This is a genomic window from Salmonella sp. SJTUF14076 (genome assembly GCF_015534835.1).
In the GTDB taxonomy this organism is placed as follows: domain Bacteria; phylum Pseudomonadota; class Gammaproteobacteria; order Enterobacterales; family Enterobacteriaceae; genus Salmonella; species Salmonella enterica.
The window spans coordinates 2,621,679-2,641,554 of record NZ_CP064674.1 but is presented as its reverse complement, the minus strand read 5'-3'; the positions used below and the strand labels follow the sequence as shown (position 1 = coordinate 2,641,554).

The 19,876-nt window shown below is 49.8% G+C and carries 16 protein-coding genes and 1 other RNA gene; 2 read left to right on the top strand and 15 right to left on the bottom strand.

Annotated features, from left to right (window positions below; translation table 11 throughout):
• Window positions 1-143 precede the first annotated feature (143 nt).
• The gene (ppsR, locus tag HU143_RS12870) at window positions 144-977 is read right to left on the bottom strand and encodes a posphoenolpyruvate synthetase regulatory kinase/phosphorylase PpsR (RefSeq protein WP_000370992.1); all 834 of its coding nucleotides are present in this window, start codon (window positions 975-977) and stop codon (window positions 144-146) included.
• Window positions 978-1,313: 336 nt separating this feature from the next.
• Here ppsR and ppsA point away from each other — a divergent pair, with 336 nt between their 5' ends.
• Window positions 1,314-3,692 (top strand): phosphoenolpyruvate synthase, encoded by a 2,379-nt coding sequence (ppsA, locus tag HU143_RS12865; RefSeq protein WP_023226938.1) that lies wholly within the window; start codon window positions 1,314-1,316, stop codon window positions 3,690-3,692.
• Window positions 3,693-3,733: 41 nt separating this feature from the next.
• Here the strand turns inward: ppsA and fadK are convergent, their stop codons facing one another.
• The 5 genes from fadK to HU143_RS12840 form a co-directional block, all read right to left on the bottom strand.
• Window positions 3,734-5,374, bottom strand: a complete 1,641-nt coding sequence (gene fadK, locus HU143_RS12860) for a medium-chain fatty-acid--CoA ligase (protein ID WP_001579592.1) — start codon at window positions 5,372-5,374, stop codon at window positions 3,734-3,736.
• Window positions 5,375-5,463: 89 nt separating this feature from the next.
• Window positions 5,464-5,757 carry a ferredoxin family protein gene (locus tag HU143_RS12855; RefSeq protein ID WP_000093362.1) on the bottom strand — a complete coding sequence of 98 codons (294 nt, stop codon included), beginning with the start codon at window positions 5,755-5,757 and terminating at the stop codon, window positions 5,464-5,466.
• On the bottom strand, window positions 5,754-7,040 hold the full coding sequence (locus tag HU143_RS12850; RefSeq protein WP_001278555.1) for an FAD-dependent oxidoreductase: 1,287 nt from the start codon (window positions 7,038-7,040) through the stop codon (window positions 5,754-5,756). Before HU143_RS12850 ends, HU143_RS12855 begins: the two co-directional genes overlap by 4 nt.
• 56 nt (window positions 7,041-7,096) lie before the next feature.
• The gene (locus tag HU143_RS12845; protein ID WP_023226939.1) at window positions 7,097-8,032 is read right to left on the bottom strand and encodes an electron transfer flavoprotein subunit alpha; all 936 of its coding nucleotides are present in this window, start codon (window positions 8,030-8,032) and stop codon (window positions 7,097-7,099) included.
• 21 nt (window positions 8,033-8,053) lie between these two features.
• Window positions 8,054-8,818, bottom strand: coding sequence for an electron transfer flavoprotein (locus tag HU143_RS12840; protein WP_000692101.1), 765 nt, complete (start codon window positions 8,816-8,818; stop codon window positions 8,054-8,056).
• 462 nt (window positions 8,819-9,280) lie between these two features.
• Between HU143_RS12840 and HU143_RS12835 the strand changes: the two genes are divergently transcribed.
• Window positions 9,281-10,171, top strand: a complete 891-nt coding sequence (locus HU143_RS12835) for an AraC family transcriptional regulator (protein WP_000284832.1) — start codon at window positions 9,281-9,283, stop codon at window positions 10,169-10,171.
• 75 nt (window positions 10,172-10,246) lie between these two features.
• Here the strand turns inward: HU143_RS12835 and HU143_RS12830 are convergent, their stop codons facing one another.
• The 9 genes from HU143_RS12830 to ydiK form a co-directional block, all read right to left on the bottom strand.
• A complete protein-coding gene (locus tag HU143_RS12830) occupies window positions 10,247-11,398 on the bottom strand; it encodes an acyl-CoA dehydrogenase (protein ID WP_023226940.1) in 1,152 nt (383 codons plus the stop codon).
• Between the two features lie 13 nt (window positions 11,399-11,411).
• Window positions 11,412-13,007: an acyl CoA:acetate/3-ketoacid CoA transferase gene (locus tag HU143_RS12825; RefSeq protein ID WP_000700599.1), complete on the bottom strand. Its 1,596-nt coding sequence runs from the start codon at window positions 13,005-13,007 to the stop codon at window positions 11,412-11,414.
• Window positions 13,008-13,160: 153 nt separating this feature from the next.
• Window positions 13,161-13,919, bottom strand: a complete 759-nt coding sequence (gene aroD, locus HU143_RS12820) for a type I 3-dehydroquinate dehydratase (RefSeq protein ID WP_000860222.1) — start codon at window positions 13,917-13,919, stop codon at window positions 13,161-13,163.
• A gap of 44 nt (window positions 13,920-13,963) precedes the next feature.
• Complete coding sequence (ydiB, locus tag HU143_RS12815) at window positions 13,964-14,830, bottom strand: quinate/shikimate dehydrogenase (RefSeq protein WP_000383488.1); 867 nt, start codon at window positions 14,828-14,830, stop codon at window positions 13,964-13,966.
• Window positions 14,831-14,896: 66 nt separating this feature from the next.
• A complete protein-coding gene (locus HU143_RS12810; protein ID WP_000081211.1) occupies window positions 14,897-16,132 on the bottom strand; it encodes an MFS transporter in 1,236 nt (411 codons plus the stop codon).
• Window positions 16,133-16,495: 363 nt separating this feature from the next.
• Window positions 16,496-17,707 carry an MFS transporter gene (locus HU143_RS12805; protein WP_000797669.1) on the bottom strand — a complete coding sequence of 404 codons (1,212 nt, stop codon included), beginning with the start codon at window positions 17,705-17,707 and terminating at the stop codon, window positions 16,496-16,498.
• A 140-nt stretch (window positions 17,708-17,847) separates the two neighbouring features.
• Window positions 17,848-18,207, bottom strand: coding sequence for a YdiL family protein (locus tag HU143_RS12800; RefSeq protein WP_023893958.1), 360 nt, complete (start codon window positions 18,205-18,207; stop codon window positions 17,848-17,850).
• 166 nt (window positions 18,208-18,373) lie between these two features.
• An RNA gene (gene rprA / locus HU143_RS12795) (antisense sRNA RprA) lies at window positions 18,374-18,481 on the bottom strand.
• 182 nt (window positions 18,482-18,663) lie between these two features.
• A complete protein-coding gene (gene ydiK, locus HU143_RS12790; RefSeq protein WP_000248615.1) occupies window positions 18,664-19,782 on the bottom strand; it encodes an AI-2E family transporter YdiK in 1,119 nt (372 codons plus the stop codon).
• Window positions 19,783-19,876: the final 94 nt, after the last annotated feature.

Sequence of the window (19,876 nt, the reverse complement as noted above, 5' to 3'; positions counted from 1 at the left end):
AAATTTGTTGCTTCAACGGCAGGACTACCGGGAAGTGATGGGCATCACGATAAACCAATCCCTGCTGATTTCAAGTGCGAGGCGTGTCACACCTCGCAGGCAGAACGGCATGATAACAAAAACCAACCCATTAAACTAGTTTGCTAGTACATCCTGCGGTTAAGCCCCATAATGTCGAGAATCTTGGTGGCTATCTCTTCAACGGAATAATTGGTGCTGTTCAGGCAGGGGATCTGATTCTTACGATACAGCGCTTCAACCTCCGCCACTTCCATGCGGCACTGACGCAACGAGGCATAGCGACTGTTTTCACGGCGTTCTTCGCGAATTGCCGCCAGGCGTTCAGGGTCAATTGTCAGGCCGAACAGTTTATGTTGTAGCGGTTTTAACGATGTGGGCAGTGTCAAATTATCCATATCATCGGCGATGAAAGGGTAGTTAGCCGCACGAATACCGAATTGCATTGCCAGATAGAGGCTGGTGGGCGTTTTTCCACAGCGCGAAACGCCAAGTAAAATGACCTGGGCCTGATCGAGGTTGCGCAATGAAATGCCATCATCATGCGCCAGGGTATAATCGATAGCGGCAATACGGGCGTCATACTTGTTCAGGTTACCCGGATTAAGCCCATGAGTACGATGAGCGATCGGCGTCGGATCCAGTTTCATCTCCTGCTGAAGCGGCGCCACCAGCGCCTGGACGATATCCTGGCAGAAGCCTTCGCTCTGCAAGATGATGGCGCGAATTTCAGGTAAAACAATCGAGTAAAACACCAGCGGGCGAACGCCGGTTTGCTGATAAATGGCGTCAATTTGGTCTTTGACGGCGCGGGCGCGACTTTCGTTTTCCACGAATGGCAGCGTGATGCTGCTGATCGTCACCGGAAACTGCGACATAACCGCGTGACCCAGGACCTCGGCGGTGATGGCGGTACCATCAGAAATATAGAAAACATGGCGATCAACAACATTATCCATTCTGTTCATCCTGAAGAGTAAACATAATTATCTGAAAGCATAAATTAAAAGTAACGGGAAACGTATAACTTGTCGCTTATTTTATAAAATGACAGGCACTTTTTATAATTAATGAAAAGTGTGTTTCATTTCCTGGAAACGCAGTTTATACCGGGGGTGATTAAGGGAATGCCGTGCTATGCGCGGGTTTGCGCAACTACGTAAACAATCTGAAAAAATGAAAAAATAAATTTGCTTGAACGATTCACCGTTTTTTTCGCGGGTTTAAGTATGCCAGGATAAATACGCAACTATGTGTTTCTTAAACTCGTTCATTTATCACAAAAGGATTGTTCGATGTCCAACAATGGCTCGTCACCGCTGGTGCTTTGGTATAACCAACTCGGCATGAATGATGTAGACAGAGTTGGGGGCAAAAATGCCTCCCTGGGTGAAATGATTACTAACCTTTCCGGCATGGGCGTATCCGTTCCGAATGGTTTTGCAACCACTGCCGATGCGTTTAACCAGTTTTTGGATCAAAGCGGCGTAAACCAGCGCATTTATGAGCTGCTGGATAAGACAGATATTGATGATGTCTCCCAGCTGGCGAAAGCGGGCGCGCAGATCCGCCAGTGGATTATCGACACTCCTTTCCAGCCGGCGCTGGAAAACGCCATCCGCGATGCCTATGCGCAGCTTTCGTCGGATGATGAAAATGCCTCTTTTGCCGTGCGTTCCTCCGCCACGGCGGAAGATATGCCAGATGCTTCGTTTGCGGGTCAACAGGAAACGTTTCTTAACGTTCAGGGCTTCGACGCGGTGCTGGTGGCAGTGAAACACGTATTTGCTTCTCTGTTTAACGATCGCGCCATCTCTTATCGCGTTCACCAGGGATATGATCATCGCGGCGTAGCGCTTTCCGCTGGCGTGCAGCGGATGGTTCGCTCCGATCTCGCCTCGTCAGGGGTGATGTTCTCTATCGATACCGAATCCGGCTTTGACCAGGTGGTCTTTATCACCTCGGCATGGGGACTGGGTGAAATGGTGGTGCAGGGCGCGGTTAACCCGGATGAATTTTATGTCCATAAGCCAACCCTGGCGGCAGGCCGTCCGGCCATCGTACGCCGCACCATGGGGTCGAAAAAAATCCGCATGGTTTACGCCGCCACCCAGGAGCACGGTAAGCAAGTGAAGATTGAGGATGTGCCGCAGGAACAGCGCGACATTTTCTCGCTCACCAACGAAGAAGTGCAGGAACTGGCGAAACAAGCGGTGCAGATTGAGCAGCACTATGGTCGTCCGATGGATATCGAATGGGCGAAAGACGGTCATACCGGTAAGCTCTTTATTGTGCAGGCACGTCCGGAAACCGTGCGCTCTCGTGGCCAGGTGATGGAGCGTTATACGCTACATGCGCAGGGGAAAATCATTGCCGAAGGTCGTGCCATTGGGCATCGTATCGGCGCAGGTACGGTAAAAGTTATTCACGATATCGGCGAAATGAACCGTATTGAGCCTGGCGATGTGCTTGTCACCGATATGACCGACCCGGACTGGGAACCGATCATGAAAAAAGCGGCGGCGATTGTCACTAACCGTGGCGGGCGCACCTGTCACGCGGCGATTATCGCCCGCGAATTGGGCATTCCGGCGGTAGTCGGCTGCGGCGACGCCACCGAACGCATGGAAGATGGCGAAAAAGTAACCGTCTCCTGCGCAGAAGGTGATACCGGTTATGTGTATGCCGACATGCTGGATTTCAGCGTAAAAAGCTCCAGCGTAGATACCATGCCAGAGCTACCGCTGAAGGTCATGATGAACGTCGGCAACCCGGACAGGGCATTTGACTTTGCCTGCCTGCCGAATGAAGGCGTAGGTCTGGCGCGACTGGAATTCATCATTAACCGTATGATTGGCGTTCACCCGCGCGCGCTGCTGGAGTTTGACGACCAGGATGCCGCACTGCAAAACGACATTCGTGAGATGATGAAAGGGTTTGACTCGCCGCGTGAATTTTACGTTGGTCGACTGACGGAAGGGATCGCGACGTTAGGCGCCGCCTTCTACCCGAAACGCGTTATCGTTCGCCTGTCTGACTTTAAGTCCAACGAATACGCCAACCTGGTCGGCGGCGAACGTTATGAGCCGCATGAAGAAAACCCGATGCTGGGCTTCCGCGGCGCGGGCCGTTACGTCGCAGAAAGTTTCCGCGATTGTTTTGCGCTGGAATGCGAAGCGGTGAAACGCGTGCGCAACGATATGGGCCTTACCAACGTCGAAATCATGATCCCGTTCGTGCGGACGGTCGACCAGGCGAAAGCGGTCATCGAAGAGCTGGCGCGCCAGGGGCTTAAACGCGGCGAGAACGGGCTGAAGATCATCATGATGTGCGAGATCCCGTCCAATGCCTTGCTGGCTGAACAGTTCCTCGAGTATTTTGATGGCTTCTCGATTGGTTCTAACGACATGACGCAGCTGGCGCTGGGGCTGGATCGCGATTCCGGCGTAGTGTCTGAACTGTTTGACGAGCGTAACGACGCGGTGAAAGCGCTGCTGTCGATGGCGATCCGCGCGGCGAAAAAACAGGGCAAATATGTTGGAATTTGCGGCCAGGGCCCGTCCGACCATGAAGACTTTGCCGCCTGGCTGATGGAAGAGGGGATCGACAGCCTGTCGCTGAACCCGGACACCGTGGTTCAGACCTGGCTGAGTCTGGCGGAACTGAAGAAGTAGTGTGATACCGGATGGCGGCGTTAACGTCGCCATCCGGCAATTTATACCGCGGTGTGCTCCTTGCGCAGCCGCTCAATAATATCCTGCCGCAACAGAAACTTCTGTACTTTGCCAGAGGCGGTTCTGGGCAGTTTTTCCACGATGACGATCCGTTCCGGATATTTATACTTCGCTACCCGTTTTCGACTGAAAAAAGCGATCACCTCTTCCAGCGTCAGCGAAAGGTGCGGCGGTTTTAAGACCACATACGCGCATGAACGTTCGCCTAAGCGTTCATCAGGCATAGCAACGACGCAAGCATCGTGTATGCGAGGGTGCTGTAGCAAAATATCTTCGACTTCGCGACTGCTGATATTTTCACCTCCACGTATAATAATATCCTTTTTGCGCCCGGTAATTTTGATATAACCGTCTTCATCCATGCGGCAGAGGTCGCCGCTGTAATACCAGCCTTCATTATCCAGTGCGCGGGCGGTAAGTTCCGGCTCGTCCAGGTATCCCATAAAAACGTTTGGCCCGCGCGAGGCTTCTTCGCCTTCGTGGCCTGCTGGAAGCGTATTGCGATCTTCATCCACGATTTTAATTTCTACACCGGTGGCGGCATAACCATCGGTATTCATCATGCGTGAAACCGAATCACCCAGATTAACCATCGAGTGTGGAGAACTTTCTGTAGAACCGTAAATACTCAATAATTTGATACCGCGCTGCTGGCAGTCGCGGGCAACCTTTTTGGGAATAGTCGTGCCGCCGCATAAAAAGAATCGCAGTGAGGAGAGGTCGGCAGGCTGTTGCTCAACGGCACAAAGCAGATCGTAAATAAACGGCGTCGCGCCTGACATACAGGTACAGCGTTGCTGCGCTAATAAGGTAAGGCAGGCTTCTGGGGTAAAGATGTCCAGCAATACGCTACGCGCCCCGATTAAAAAGGGCGCGGTGACGCCGTGTAAAAATCCGGTGGCGTGGCCCAGTGGCGCAGGCATCAGGAACACATCTTGCCAGGTTAAATTCAACCGCGCGCAATACGCCCGTTCACTGGCAAGAATATTATTGTGGGTCAACATCACCCCTTTCGGCATTCCTTCTGTGCCGGAGGTAAACAGCACTGCCGCCAGTTCATCACCGTGAATGTTAATGTCTGACTGCAACGGTTCGCTGCGGTCGATGATTTGACTAAGCGCAAGCGCTGTGGTGGCAGGCGCCAGTTTATCCACGCCGACAATATGCGTCAGATGGCGCAGTTGATTTTGTAGCGGAAGGATAAGATCGACCGGACGATTCTGTTTGAATACGGTGGGGGCGAAGAATATTTTAGCCTGACATTTGTTCAGCACCCAAACCAGCTCTGCTTCTCGCCAGGCGGGAAGTAGCGGGACAGATACCGCGCCCGTTTTCAGGCAGGCCAGATAAATGAGGGTAAACTCACACCAGCCCGGAAGCTGAAAGGCCACGCGATCGCCCGGTTGAATCCCCTGAGACAGTAACCAGTTTGCCAGGCGGCTTGCCGCGTAGTCGAGCGCGGCGTAGGTCCAGGACGCGCCATGATTATCGACCACGGCGATTTTATCGGGTACGGCGCGTGCGGTTTGCCGCCAGTAGTCGCCCAGTGAAGCATCGCCCCAGTAGCCGGACTCGCGATAGGTTTTCCGCCTTGCGGCGTCAAACGTTAATGTAACACTCATTGACTTGTTCTCTATTAATACAAATGACGTAATCTCCGGGGGCAAACCGAATAAGACGCCGTAGCGTCGTTATCCGGTGTTTCAGAGCGTCAGCCGTAGCGAAACTCAACGCCGAACGTTCCCGCCGGGTATTCCCATTTTTCGAGAAGAGTATTGCCGCAGAGAACCCTGCAGGTCCCGCATTCCAGGCAGCCCGCGGAGTCAAAATGAATATTTCCCGCATCGTCCAGCTTATAGAGTCCGGCAGGGCAGGCTTTTATTAATTTATTAAACTCCTGCATGTCAGGCGAGGAGCGCAAAATGATATGTGGGTGTCCTTCATCTACGTAAAATTTATTTACGCCCAATTTGACGTCAACATTCACCTTATTGTCCGAACTCATAATGCCGTAGCCCCTTTTATGCCGTCTTTTAATAGATTCACCAGTCCAATTTTTTTCGCATGTGACAGGATAGTTTTACGCAACGGTGGGACTGGACCGCCATCAACGGTGAACAGATCGCCCACAATGTTTGCCGCCATTCGCGGGTACTCGGTAAAAAGCCGTGGGTTTTCCATTAATCCGGGGAGTTTGCGGAAATGCCGCATATCGCGTAACACGCCGTTTTTCTCCAGCGCGCGTTTGTAACCGGCAAGACTCGCGGCGGAAAAATCTTGCCGCGCTTTAGCGTCAATGGCGGTTTGAGCGGCCGCTTGCGCGGACGCGATGGCTAAATCCATGCCGCGGACGGTATAGCCGAGATTCAGGCAAAGACCGGCGGCGTCGCCGACAATCATCACGCCGTCATTTGCCAGCTCCGGCATCATTGCTATGCCGCCTTCGGGCACCATATGAGCGGAGTATTCAAGCAGCGTTCCCCCCTGAATCAAAGGGCGTATTGCCGGATGCTGTTTAAAATCTTCCAGCATTTGCGGTACGCTTTTGGTCGCGTGAGCAATGTCGCCCAGGCCACATACCAGCCCCAGAGAAACCGAATCGCGGTTGGTATAAAGAAACCCGCCGCCCATGAGCCCGTTGGAGGGCGCGCCAGCGAATAACCAGGCGGCGCCTTCATGGGACGCCAGATTAAAACGCTCTTCAATAAGTGCCGGAGAGAGCCCAATCAACTCTTTTACGCCGACGGCATAGTGATGCGCAGAAGATGCAGGCACCATGTCCAGTGAACGGCCCAGCATGGAATTCACGCCGTCCGCGAGAATCACAATATTCGCATCAAGAATATCATCCCCGGCCTGAACGCCAGTGACGCGATTGCCTTCACGTACCAGAGCGTCGACCCGCACACCTGGGATAAACTGCGCGCCAGCCTGTTCCGCCTGCGCCATTAGCCACGGGTCCAGTTTGTTGCGCAGTACGGTATATGACGTAAGGGGCGGAGTAGGGGGCGCGCGGTGAAAATCAAGTGTGACGGCGCTTTCTTCGGTTAAAAAGGAGATTTTTTCACGGGTAACGACGCGTTCGATGGGGGCGGACGTTGCGAATCCCGGCATAATACTTTCGATACTGTGAGCGTAGAGCCGGCCACCGGTCATATTTTTGCTGCCCGCGCTGTTTCCGCGTTCAATAACCAGTACATCCAGTCCCGCTTTTGCCATCACATACGCGGCGACCGTTCCTGCTACGCCTGCGCCCACCACAATAGCGTCAAATTTATCATCCGACATGCTTTATGCTCCTTTCCCGCCGTATCGACGACGGGAGATGTGCGTTGAAAAAGGAATTAGCGGCTTAACTGGTCGATGAGGGCAGGAACAACCTTATAGATATCGCCCACCAGACCATAATCGGCATAATTGAAAATGGGCGCGTTTTTATCTTTGTTTATTGCGACAATAATTTTTGCGCCGTTTCCACCCACCATATGTTGAATTTGGCCGGAAATGCCCAGCGTCAGATAGAGATCGGATTTCAACAGAACGCCGGATACGCCAATATAACGCTCGCGTTCCATCCAGTTTTCACCTTCCGCAATGGGGCGGGAACAGCCCACTTCTGCGCCGAGGACGGTCGCCAGTTTATGCACCATATCCAGATCGCTTTGCGCCGCCAGACCTCGTCCTACGCCGATGACCCGTTTGGCTTTGCTCAAATCGACGCTGCTTAACGATTTCGCTCGCCGCTGCTGGCACAATACCTCGTGGCGTGGGGCAATATATGCCAGCGTGGTCTGCGGGCAAGTATGATCGGGGAGAGGGGCGGCGGGTTCCAGCACGCCGGGTGCCAGCGTAATAATCGCCTGCGGGCTGTTTAATTTCTCTTTGCCGAAAGCAAGTCCGCCGTACATGCGATGCTCTGCGTGTAGCGTCCCGTCGAGGAGGTCAATAGACGTCGCGTCGTTCACCATCACGGCGTCAAGCTGGATGCTCAGCCGGGCGCCCAGCGCTTTACAGCGCTTGGTCGCTGCCATGAGCAGCAGCCCATTTTGGTCGCCTAATAACGAGGCCAGCGTTTCGGCATAGTTTTCCACGCGCTGCAAATCCGTATGCGATTCAAGAATGACTATCTCATCAGCGCCAAGCGCTTTCACGTAGTCGATATCCGTGTTTCCTTGCACGATGGCGTAAACTTTTTCTCCCCACTGCCGCGCGCCGGTCATTAATTCGGCATAACGCTCTACGTTATCGCTAAATACCCATACGTTAGCTAAATGATTCATGATAATTTTTCTCCGTTGGGTTTAGTTCAGGGATTTTTTCAAATGGTCGGCCAGTGCGGTAATGGCTTCCGGCGAATCGTTATCGAGAATGATATGCTTGCGTTCTGTCTGCGGCGGTACCGAGATGGCGACCAGTTCCGCCAGTGGCGTGGTTGGGGTCCAGTGGATATCGCTCGCCAGCCACGACGTAACGGCTTTTTTCCCGGCGCCGAGAATGGCTTTCATTGACGGGATGCGTGGAACGTTAATATCTGAGGTCACGCAAAGCACCGCGGGCAGCGTGAGCTCGATAATTTCAACGTCTTCTTCCAGTGTGCGTTCAACGATGATTTTGTCGCCGTCGCGTTGAATATGGCTTACTGCGTTGATGACGGGGAGTTTCAGGAGTTCGCCAGTCAGCAGGCCCACCTGTTGGGCATAAATATCGCCGGAGCCCTCTCCAAAGAGCAACAGGTCAAAGCCGATTTTCTCCGCCGCGGATGCTAGCGCCAGCGCGGTTTCTTTGGGCAGGGCGTGCTCCAGTTGCGCATCCTGAACCATGAAAAGCGCATCTGGCCCGCGGGATAACACATCTTTGCGGACTTTTGAATTTTGTAACAGAGAGCCGCCGACGGTGAGCGCGGCGATCTCGTCGCCACCGCCAGCTAACTGCGCGGCGGCCTCAATTGCATTTAAATCAAACTGGCTGATTTTGGCCTCGGCACGATCAAAATTGAGCGAATGCTCCGGGGTCACGGTAATGTCCTGTTCTTCAGGCACCAACTTAAAGCAGGTTATTATTTTCATTGCATCTCCAGTGAGTCGCGTGCGGATAAGTAACGTAAATCTGACTGAAAATAGTCTGCGGCAGTCTGAAGAGGTTTTCGATGGGTCAATCTGTTTTCCTTGCCAACAATCTTGCACGAAAAATCTGCGAACAGAGAATCGTTAGCAACCATCTGAAAAGGGCGTCATAAAAATATAAATACGGTAGTGAGAATAATAAGTGCGAAGCATATCATCATTTTTTAACATGAAACGTGCGATGTTGTTTCTGTGAGGTTAAAAGAAAACATCAAAGATATGTCGGCTATGTATTTTTGTCTGATAATACGCTATCGACAGGTAATCTGAGCTGTCTGCAAAAGAACGTAATATCTTGCATTCGGAACGAATAATCTTGTTTTGCTGGTAATCTCCACGGTTGTACAACACTGACGCTCGCTTTATTTTATCCTGGTTATCTTTTTAAACCTGACAGAGGTTATTATGTATCAGCGCTGTTTTGACTCCGCCGCGGAGACGATTTTTGAACAGGATAAGACCCCTCGATTTTCACGTTTTGTCATTAGCGATGATCCAAACTGGGAGTCTGGCCATCATATGCATGATAATGAAACAGAGCTTATTTACGTCAAAAAAGGGATAGCCAGGTTAATTATTGACTCTTCACTCTACGTCGCGCATGCGGACGATATTGTCGTCGTTGAGCGGGGGCGGCTACACGCTGTAGCATCCGACAGCAATTCGCCGGCTACTACCTATACCTGTGCGCTGTATGGGTTTTGTTTTCCAGGTTGGGAAGAAAACCAACTATTGCAGAGTCATTCCTGTCCGGTGGTTTCCGTGGTTCAGGGGAAAGAGGTCATTAAAAGTATCTTTAATGAATTAAGCGTGTTACTTCCGCAGGGGAAAAACGTATTGGCTTCCTCTGTATACGATGCATTTGCTTACACTCTGACCGCGCTTTATTATGAAAATTTTAAAAATGCCTATCGTTCTGAACAAGGCTACATTAAAAAAGATGTATTAATTAAGGATGTGCTTGTTTATCTCAATAATAATTATCGTGAAAAAATCACGCTTGACCAGCTATCGAAAAAATTTCGCGCCAGCGTCAGTTATATATGCCATGAATTTGCCAAAGAATATCATATATCCCCTATCAACTATGTTATTCAACGACGTATGACCGAGGCCAAGTTTGCGCTGACAAACACTGAGTCGCCACTGGCAGAAATTTCATGGCGGGTAGGATATGAAAATGTGGACCATTTTGCCAAATTGTTTATGCGGCATGTAGGATGTTCTCCCAACGATTATCGTAAGCAATTTAAAAATAGTCTGGTTGAGCAGGCGTATTTGCTGCCAAATACCTGACGGCGAAATATATCTGATTTATTCGGCCTGATGCCGTAAAGCAGTCAGGCCGAATAAGACGTTCCGGTACGATCCTTACTTGTTCTGATAGTCTTTCAGAATCTGGCGTCCTGCCACATAGATCATAATTTCATCCGTGCCGCCACCGATACGTTCGCAGCGAACATCGCGCCAGAAGCGGGAGACACGGGCTTCGTCAGTATAACCAAGCCCACCCATAATCTGAATCGCATCGTCAATCACTTCCATCGCTGTGCGTGCGCAGTACAGCTTAGCCAGCGCGGCGCTGGTACGCAGTGACTCTTCCCGATCGGCCTGCCAGGCGACTTTCAACACCATATTGCGCATGTTTTCGATTTTGATGGCCATTAACGCCAGCTTTTCCTGGATCATCTGGTTATGGCCGATGGGTTTACCAAAGGCGATACGCTGGTTGGCGTAACGGGCGGCATCTTCAAACGCGCATTCGGCGAAACCTGTACTGCGCGCCGCATTAATCAAACGCTCCATCTCAAAATTGTACATGACATTGAGGAAACCCATGCCTTCTTCACCGACCCGGTCGCTTTCGTCAACCTCGACATTATCGAGATAAACTTCGCATGTACTCAACATGTGCCAGCCAATTTTATGCAGCGGATTAATCTTTATGCCCGGTTTATTTGAGTCCACCCACCAAAGCGTGAACGCTTTTTTAGGATCTTTTGGCTCCGTATCGCGCGCCAGAACCAGCATGTAAGGATATTCTTTTGCACCGGTGATAAACGTTTTTTGGCCGTTAAGATAAACCTTGCCGTTTTTACGCGTCCAGGTTGTTGTGGCGCTATTATTATCGGATCCCGCGCCAGGTTCTGTTAAGGCTAGCGCATATGCTGGATCGCCGGTGGCCAGAGTACTTTCTGCTGTTTTACGCAGTTGTTCTGCGGAACCAAAACGGCGCATACTGTGAATGCATTGGCCGTTGGTAATCAAAAAGGCCGGAGCGCCGCATTTTGAGATTTCCATCAGCGCCAGCATTTGCGTTACATAGTCAGCCGGAATGCCGCCAAATTCTTCCGGGACGCCCAGCATCGAAATACCGTTTTCTGACAGCGCCTGCATAAATTCTCTGGGATAGGTGCCCGTTTGATCGCAGGTACGGAAATACTCTTCCGGAAAATTGCTGGTGATTAACTCGCGAATACTGGACAGTAATAGTTCTTGTTCTTCAGTTAATGAAAAATCCATATTTGTACTCCTTTTAATGTGTTGCGTCAGGAAGCGTGAATCCCATAGTGCTATCGGTAAATAGTCTTGTGTCCATCAGTTTTAAATCTGGTGAGATAACCGGTGAAAAATCCATCTTGTCAAGAATATCCCGTTGCAGATCGACGCCAGGCGCAATTTCAATTAAATGCAGGCCATCTTGTTTGAGAGTGAAAACCGCACGTTCAGTGATGTAACGCACGTCTAACCCGCGCTCAAGCGCAATTTTTCCACTGAACGTAATTTCCGGCAGTTCGCTGACGAATTTTTTCACGCGACCTTCCTGCAGAATATTTAATTTGCCATCGGTAATTTCAGTTTTTAAACTTCCGGCCGTCAGAGTTCCGCAGAAAATAATTTTTTGCGACGTTGCGCTAATATCGATAAACCCGCCGGTGCCCATAATTTTGCCGTTGAATTTATGTACACCGACATTACCGTGTTGATCCACTTCGGCAAAACTTAAATAGCAGACATCGAGCCCACCGCCGTGATAAAAATCAAATTGTGAGGTCATATCAAGGATTGCGCGGGTATTGACATTGGCGCCGAAGGCCACGCCCTGAGAGGTAATACCGCCCACCGGGCCGGTTTCTACGGTCAGCACGAAGTCATCGGCGCAGCCTTCCTCGCGAGCGACCAGACCAATACCGTCGGCAATGCCTACGCCCACATTGCCTACCGCGCCTTTACGCATTTCAAACAGCGCGCGTCGGGCTACCAGCTTGCGCTGATTAAGGGGTAGGGTAAGCTGCGTACTATCATCAAGAGTGAAATCCCCGGAGATAAATCGGTTCACCGGCGCGCCGCCATAGAGTTGCGTCTGGTCGGCGTCGACAACCACAATATCCACCAGATAGCCGGGAATACGCACGGATTTTGGATGCAGCGTGGCTTTTTTTACCATTTTCTGCACCTGCATCATTACAATACCGCCATTATTGTGAACGGCCTGGGCGATCACCAGCGCATCAAGATACATCACCTCATCTTCAAATGATGCATAGCCTTCGCTGTCGCAGGTGGTGGCGCGGATAAAAGCCACATTAGGCGCTATCGCTTTATAATAGAGATATTCTTTATTATCGATCTCTACCAGCTTAATGAGATCTTCTTTAGTCACGTCGTTTAATTTTCCGCCCTGTTGGCGAGGGTCGACAAAGGTACCAATACCGATATCGCTCAGAATACCCGGCTGGTGTGCGGCGCTGGCGCGCAGCGTCTGGGTTAATACGCCTTGTGGGTAGTTATAGGCGGCGATTTTATTTTGTTCAGCCAGTTCAGAAATACGGGGAGATTGCCCCCAATGTCCGCATAGCGCCCATTTTACCAATCCCTCCTGCGCCAGCGGGCTGATGCCGCGATCGGCGCGGTCACCTAATCCGGTAGGGCTAATAATAGATAAATCTCGTGGTGACTGGGTTGTTTGATATTTATCTGCCAGTGCGGTAATTAATGTTGTCGCTTCGAGAATACCGCCGCCTGCGCCCAGAATACATAAAGTGGCCTCATCTGGAATATAATTTACTGCTTCTTGTGCAGAGAGCACGGGAACGCGGCCATTAATGCGTGATGGCTTATTGATTTTCATATTTACTCCACTATTATCCCTGAAAGCAATATCGATATAACCGTGTTAAGGTAATAAAGACAGCGGCTTTCAATGAATATGGAACATATTCATATCAGATAACTATTTATTTTATTGTGGCAGAAAGAGAATATTCCGCCACACGATAAAGTATTACGCCTGGTGCAATATAGTTAATACGGTACGCAGATCGGCTACCGATATTTGTCCCGGCGCAGATGCTTTTTTCACCGCGCCAAACGTTGCTGCAGAACCGAACACTTCGCCGGCAAGACGAGATATTACCCCGGTTTTCGACATCGACATGGTAATAATCGGACGATCCGCATAGCGCTCCTGCATTTCTACAGTGGAGGTAAGTAAGGTCAGGACATCGGCTTTAGTCTGCGGCATGACGGCGATCTTCGGAATATCAGCGCCCAGTTCCTGCATTTTACGCAGACGCTGAACAATCTCTTCCGCTGCGGGCGTTTTATGAAAATCATGGTTAGACATGATCACCGCAACGTTGTGTTGATGAGCATAGTCGACGGTGGCTTTCACCTCATCGTCGCCGGTAAAAAGCTCAAGATCGATCATATCGACCAGACCGCTGTCAACCGCTGCACGATTCAGAGCGATATACTGTCCGGTGGTTAGCGCCTGTTCGCCGCCTTCTTTCGCGCTGCGGAAGGTAAATAGCAAGGGTTTATCGGTAATAATCTCCCGGATGGCACCGGCGGCCTCAAGTACGCTTTCTGCCGTCGTCACGTTGGCAAAATGGTCAACGCGCCACTCCAGAATATCGAAATCTGCTTCACGGTAGGCGAGTGCTTCCGATTTCACATCGGTAATGGTTTTTCCCATTAGCGACACAATGATCTTTGGCGCGCCTTCGCCAACCACGAGATCTCTTACAGTTACGGTTTTCATTTGGTACCCTTCATTGTCATTCGTCGCAATTATAATTTTACCGGTCAGGCTGTGAAACCCATCACCTGCTTCACATAGTCCAATGGAAACGCTTTTCCTGTCCACAGTTCAAACTGTTCGGCTCCTTGCCATAACAACATGCCGTAACCATCAATTGTTTTGCAACCAGCTTGTTGCGCCTGCTGCAATAACTTTGTCATATGCGGATTATAAACACATTCGGTGACCAGCAATTCAGGCCGGAGCAGGGAAACATCGCCGATCAGGGATTCGTTCTCCAATGGTTTCATGCCAACTTTGGTACCGTTCGTCAGAATATCTGCGCTGGCAAGCGCTTCAGTAAAAGCGTGCTGATCGGCAAGATCGGTGACGGTAACGACGCAATCGGTGTTTTCATTCACCCGCTTCGCAAAGGCAACCGCTTTTTCGAAAAAGTCATCTTTACGGTTAAACAGTTTAATTTCCTTAATGCCTTCAATGGCTGCCTGGGCGCCAATGGCGGTAGCCGCGCCTCCCGCGCCGAGCAGCACCATGGTTTTTCCCCGAATATCGAAACCGCTTTCTTTAATTGCCCGAATATGGCCCGTACCATCCGTGTTGTAGCCGCGTAGATAGCCGTCATCGTTAACAATGGTGTTGATAGCGCCAACCAGTTTTGCTGCTGGCGTTAATTCATCGACATACTCACACGCGAGCTGTTTGTTTGGCATGGAGACGCCCGTACCGCGCATTTTTAATGCTTTCAGTCCTTCAATGGCGCTGGCAAACGTCGTGTTATCCACTTCGAAAGCCATATAGGTATACGGTAGCCCCGCTTTTTCTAACGCTTTGTTTTGCATTTCGGGCGATAAGCTATGACGGATAGGATACGCCATAAGACCAATTAATTCATATTTTGCGGTAACATCCATTTTATACTCCTTAATAAGTGGACAGTGCAGAGCAGGGCGCATGCCTGTTGCGCATCGTTAACATTTTTACTGGAAATAACGCTCGCCAAATCGGACATCGTTTTGCGGGATCTTAAATACGCGATAATAGCGAATAAATACAATAATGGCGGTGATAAATGTCAGTAGTGCAAAGGCAAAATCTAACAAAATGATATATTGCAGGCCAATAGTAGAGAGATAACCGGTAATCAGTGGGATAAGAAAGTTAGCTACGCCCCCCATCATCATATATATACTGGTGACTTTAGCTTTACTCTTAGGGAAAAATTCCGACATTACCGATACGCCTAATTGTAAAATACCTCCAGCAGCGGAAAAACCAATCACGAAGGCGCCAGCATTACAGATCAGTGGAGAGGGATACAGGTAAATTGCCGCAGCGGTGAGTGTCGCCAGCCCGGCATTGAAAACATTGGCCCAGATGGGGCGAACCATTTTTTTCAGCAATGCGGCAAAAATAAACACGCAAACCAACGATCCCATACTGTAATAAGAGATGGTTTTCAGCGCGTCGGATTCCGCCATTCCGGCGAAGGCCATCGCATATTTAGGCATCCAGACCACAATCACATAGAAGGTTGAGAACGCGGCGACGCCAAATAAAACGGAAGCTACGCCTTCCAGCCAGACGAGGGGAGTACTGTTCATCTGGGGTAATTCTTTCGCAATACTGGCATCGACAAGTTGGCTGGGAAAACGGCTTTTCAACAGCATCAACGTGATGAGGACGAAAAGGATACCGGGGATTACCACCGCGTAGCCGTACCAGATATGGTTGACTAACAAGGCGCTGACAATAAGGGGATAAATCATTTGCCCAAAAGAGACCATCGCTTTAACCAGAATAACTGCCGAGCCCGATGCTTTGGGAAAACACTCCATTAATGCAGGGTATCCGCCGGTATCCAGCGCGGAGTTCGCCACGCCGACACACACCGCTAATATGAAAGCGATCATCAGGTTAGGACTGGCGGGAATACCGAAGAAAAATAGCATATATAGTACGGCGCCAAGCAGTATTATTGCCCGACGGCCAAATTTATCGGACAGTACGCCAAAGAATAAAATACTGACCAGACGGCCAAGACCAATGCCAGAGATTAAATAGGCGATACCGGCACTATCCGTGGAGAATTTCTGTGCAAGGGAGGTCATGTTCTGGGCTAGTGTAATAACACTCATGCCGTGGAGAAAGTAACTAAAATAAATGCAGATAACAGCCAGCAAATATGGCATGTTGCGAGCCTTGTTCTGAGACATTTGTTCACAGCTCCTTGCTGATGGTTTGATTCAATGTCCTGCTTATTACTGCTTTACTACATGCAGCGATTGTTCAGTAACACTATAAGTCGGTACTGTCGTTATATGTACATAACATGGCGTTTAAAATGCCAGGTTTATTGCATTGATAGCATTTCATTTGTTAGCCAGGAAATATAAAAATTGCTGCGAATTTGTTGTTTAATACATATAACTCGTGATGCTCATCGCAATTTTTCTGATAAGTGTGAAGATAATGAATAATAATTAACACGAAAATTACATTTTTTGTTTCCCGGTGATAATGGCTAACGTTTTATTTTGCATAGCAAGGCAATAATATTGCAACTGGCACGCTAACATTTATTGCGCAGTTGACGCTGCTTCAGCGTGATGTTGTGATTCAGCCCGACTTCGGTAACCGATGAACAGTGCGAGGAGAAATCCCGCTGCGGCGATACCGGTATCAAACCACATAATATGTGCAATGCTCATTTCTGAAATCCGCGCTGTGATCAACGGAATAGTGAACGTCGCGATACTGCCGGCGCTGTAATAAATGCCGGTCGCTTTACCTTTCTCCTGTGGAAAACGGGCCGCCATCAGCGTCAGGCCGATTTGTACTACGCCACCGGCGGAAGAGAATCCAATGACGAATGCGAAGATCATAACAACATAGGCCTGAGGATGCAGGCAGACCGTCAGAAGCGCAATAAAAGAGATAAAGGTATAAAACATCAATAATGTGGTAGAGCGAATTGTTTTTCTGACCAGCGGGGCGGTTATAAAAACGCAGAGTAGCGAGCCGCAGGTATAAATACTTAACAGTTTGATGGATTGGGTATACGACATTCCTGCGACGAACTGTCCATACTGCGCCAGCCACTGGCTGATAAGATAAAAGGTTGCCATCGAGATATAGCCATAAAGGGTGTAGCTGATAAGATCGATGAGGGAGCAATGATGTACGCCTGTGACAGGCGCTTGCGAGATTTTGGGCTTCAATATCCGACCAGGATAGGGTGGAAAAGGACAGCGTAATAAAAACAGAGCATTAATAAGCATGATCGCCCCGGCAAGCAGGAAGGACCAGCCAAACCACATATTAGCCCAGACTAATAAACTGATAATAATGGGCAACAAGAATTGCCCGCCAGAGACAAATGCTTTAATCAGAATATTTGCCGTACTGGGGGAGCGAGGGAAGGCTTCCATCAAACTGGGATAGGTACCTGCATCTAAAAAACTGTTGGCCATACCCGCTAAAAAACCACAGGCATAAGCGACAAAAATCGTCTGAGCATAAAGAATGCCAATGAAAAAAATCAGGTAACAGGCGGTCCCCAGAATGATAAAAGGACGGCGACCAAAGCGATCGGAAAGCATACCGGCGATTAACAAAACGCTTAGCCGGCCAATACCAAGCGAAGAGATCACAATAGATACGCCTGCGGCACTGGTATGCCATTGCTGTTCAAGCGATGACATGTTCAGGCTCATCAGGATAACCCCCATGCCATGTACAAAGTAATTAAAATACAACCCTACAGCGGTAGGGAAATAACGATTTTTCATATTATCTGACTCAGAGATGCCGCCTGAACGTTACAGTGGTATACACAGGCAGGAAGCATATTGGATAGGGTGACAAGTCAATGTCGTGATTGTGTGGTTTTCTATCCGGTATCAATACGATGCGGCGATAAAGTTTACGTCTAACACAGCCGCTCCAGATCATGTGCGAAAAGTTCGGCAGCAACAGATTGATAAATTTTCCACTCGATAAAATCCCCCTCTGTATAAATGGACTGAAAAGAAGATAAATCAGGGAAGTAACGCATTGTATTATTGCCGATGCGGTTATTTATTTTGTCAACAATGGCGTTAATTCGTCGCTGTCTCCTGGCTTTCATTTCCTTTAGCCTGGCAATGATTTCTGGAGAGACGGGTATGTCGCCAGCTTCCCATCGTTGCCAGGTTGCCGAATTATTATCCTGGGTGATATAGATTGTGCATTCTTCAATCGTCATATCAAAAATACGCCGTAGTGCTTGTAGTTCTAACGCGTTCATCATTTTTTAGGCTTTTATATGAAAAAAGTGATGCTATAAATAGCACCACCGACACCGTTTCGACTTGAACAGAATCACACTATTTTGTGCAATATTATTTGTTCGTTGCAGATATCGCGGTGTTGAAGGGAAACGGGAGCTGGCTTATGTAACAATGCGGCGAAAAAAGTTAAAAAAAAGCCCATCGTAGGAGACGGGCAAAGACTACACACAGCAATTCGTTGTTTCACTCAGGGGATTTCCATGCTTATAAATCAATGTGTTGATTTATAACCGTGTGCTAATAGTAGGCATGAGCACTTTTTGCGTCGATCAGATTCGTCTCAATAGTTTAAAAACTGTAACGGATTTGCGACAGAAATGAGATGCGGCGGGGAACAGACGGGCGAATCAAAATGGAGTGTGCGTTGAATTGATAAACGTCGCTAAAGCATCGGGCGGCAATGCCGCCCGACGGGATTATGACTGCTTGTTGGCTTCCTCGATGTCATCCAGCTCTTCAAGGATCTCCTCTGGTTCATTCGTCGGCGCCGGAACTTCATGTACCCATGCGGAGAACAAACGCCAGGTCACGGCCAGAAGCACCGGTCCAATAAACAGACCAATCATACCGAATGCAATCAGGCCGCCGATTACCCCGGAAAGGATCAGAAGCAGCGGTAAATCGGCGCCCATGCGGATGAGTACCGGGCGAATCACGTTATCCAGAGTGCCGACGACGGCGCTCCAAACCAGCAGCACGGTGCCCCAGGTGGTGTCGCCTGTCCAGTAAAGCCAGATAATGGCTGGAATCAATACCGGCAACGGCCCCAACTGAACCAGACACGAAAGGATCATCACTACCGTCAACAGAGTAGCGTAAGGCACGCCGGAAATCGCCAGCCCGACGCCGCCAAGTACCGCCTGTACCAGCGCGGTGACCACCACGCCAAGCGCCACGGCGCGGATCGCCTGGGCAGCCAGCAGAACCGCCGCATCGCCGCGTTTAGCCGCGAGACGACAGGCAAAATGGCGTATACCCATCGCCACTTGTTCGCCGCGCCAGTAAAGCAGGGCGCTAAACAACAGCATCAGGGCGCAGTGCATCATAAAGCGTCCGATATGCGCCGCCTGACCGACAAACCAGGTCGTGGTTGTGCCGATATAAGGCCGCACTTTCGCCATAATAGCGCTACCGCCCATATCCAGCAGGCTATGCCATCCGGCATACAGTTTGGCGCCAACCAACGGAATATTATTTAACCATGCCAGATCGGGTAGCGTCATATCGCCGCCGGTCACTGCATGGATGAGCGGGCCGCTACCATCGACAATGCTGTTCACCAGCAAGGCGACGGGAATAACGAAGAGCAGCACTAACAGCAGCGTCATGACCAGTACGGCAAGCGAGCGGCGGCCCCACAATATTTTTTGTAATTTCAGCAAAACGGGCCAGGTCGCGATAACAATCGTACCTGCCCATGCAAACCCCAAAATAAAAGGCTGTACTATCCACAAACAGGCCACAATCATGATGGCTAAAAACAGCACCGATAGCAGCACTTGCGCAATATCCCTGGGCTGACGAACATTTACCATAAATACTTTTCACCTTTGTCTTTGCGCCAGAACGTTGGCGCGACGTGAACATGCAAACCACACCCTATAATGATGAGCAATTTCAGCGGTTTTT

Coding starts and splice junctions, on each gene's coding strand:
- ydiB (WP_000383488.1), bottom strand. CDS start 14,830: ATGGATGTTACCGCAAAATATGAATTAATTGGTCTTATGGCGTATCCT.
- aroD (WP_000860222.1), bottom strand. CDS start 13,919: ATGAAAACCGTAACTGTAAGAGATCTCGTGGTTGGCGAAGGCGCGCCA.
- HU143_RS12825 (WP_000700599.1), bottom strand. CDS start 13,007: ATGAAAATCAATAAGCCATCACGCATTAATGGCCGCGTTCCCGTGCTC.
- HU143_RS12835 (WP_000284832.1), top strand. CDS start 9,281: ATGTATCAGCGCTGTTTTGACTCCGCCGCGGAGACGATTTTTGAACAG.
- HU143_RS12830 (WP_023226940.1), bottom strand. CDS start 11,398: ATGGATTTTTCATTAACTGAAGAACAAGAACTATTACTGTCCAGTATT.
- ppsA (WP_023226938.1), top strand. CDS start 1,314: ATGTCCAACAATGGCTCGTCACCGCTGGTGCTTTGGTATAACCAACTC.
- HU143_RS12845 (WP_023226939.1), bottom strand. CDS start 8,032: ATGAATCATTTAGCTAACGTATGGGTATTTAGCGATAACGTAGAGCGT.
- HU143_RS12805 (WP_000797669.1), bottom strand. CDS start 17,707: ATGAAAAATCGTTATTTCCCTACCGCTGTAGGGTTGTATTTTAATTAC.
- HU143_RS12850 (WP_001278555.1), bottom strand. CDS start 7,040: ATGTCGGATGATAAATTTGACGCTATTGTGGTGGGCGCAGGCGTAGCA.
- fadK (WP_001579592.1), bottom strand. CDS start 5,374: ATGAGTGTTACATTAACGTTTGACGCCGCAAGGCGGAAAACCTATCGC.
- ydiK (WP_000248615.1), bottom strand. CDS start 19,782: ATGGTAAATGTTCGTCAGCCCAGGGATATTGCGCAAGTGCTGCTATCG.
- HU143_RS12855 (WP_000093362.1), bottom strand. CDS start 5,757: ATGAGTTCGGACAATAAGGTGAATGTTGACGTCAAATTGGGCGTAAAT.
- HU143_RS12840 (WP_000692101.1), bottom strand. CDS start 8,818: ATGAAAATAATAACCTGCTTTAAGTTGGTGCCTGAAGAACAGGACATT.
- ppsR (WP_000370992.1), bottom strand. CDS start 977: ATGGATAATGTTGTTGATCGCCATGTTTTCTATATTTCTGATGGTACC.
- HU143_RS12810 (WP_000081211.1), bottom strand. CDS start 16,132: ATGTCTCAGAACAAGGCTCGCAACATGCCATATTTGCTGGCTGTTATC.
- HU143_RS12800 (WP_023893958.1), bottom strand. CDS start 18,207: ATGATGAACGCGTTAGAACTACAAGCACTACGGCGTATTTTTGATATG.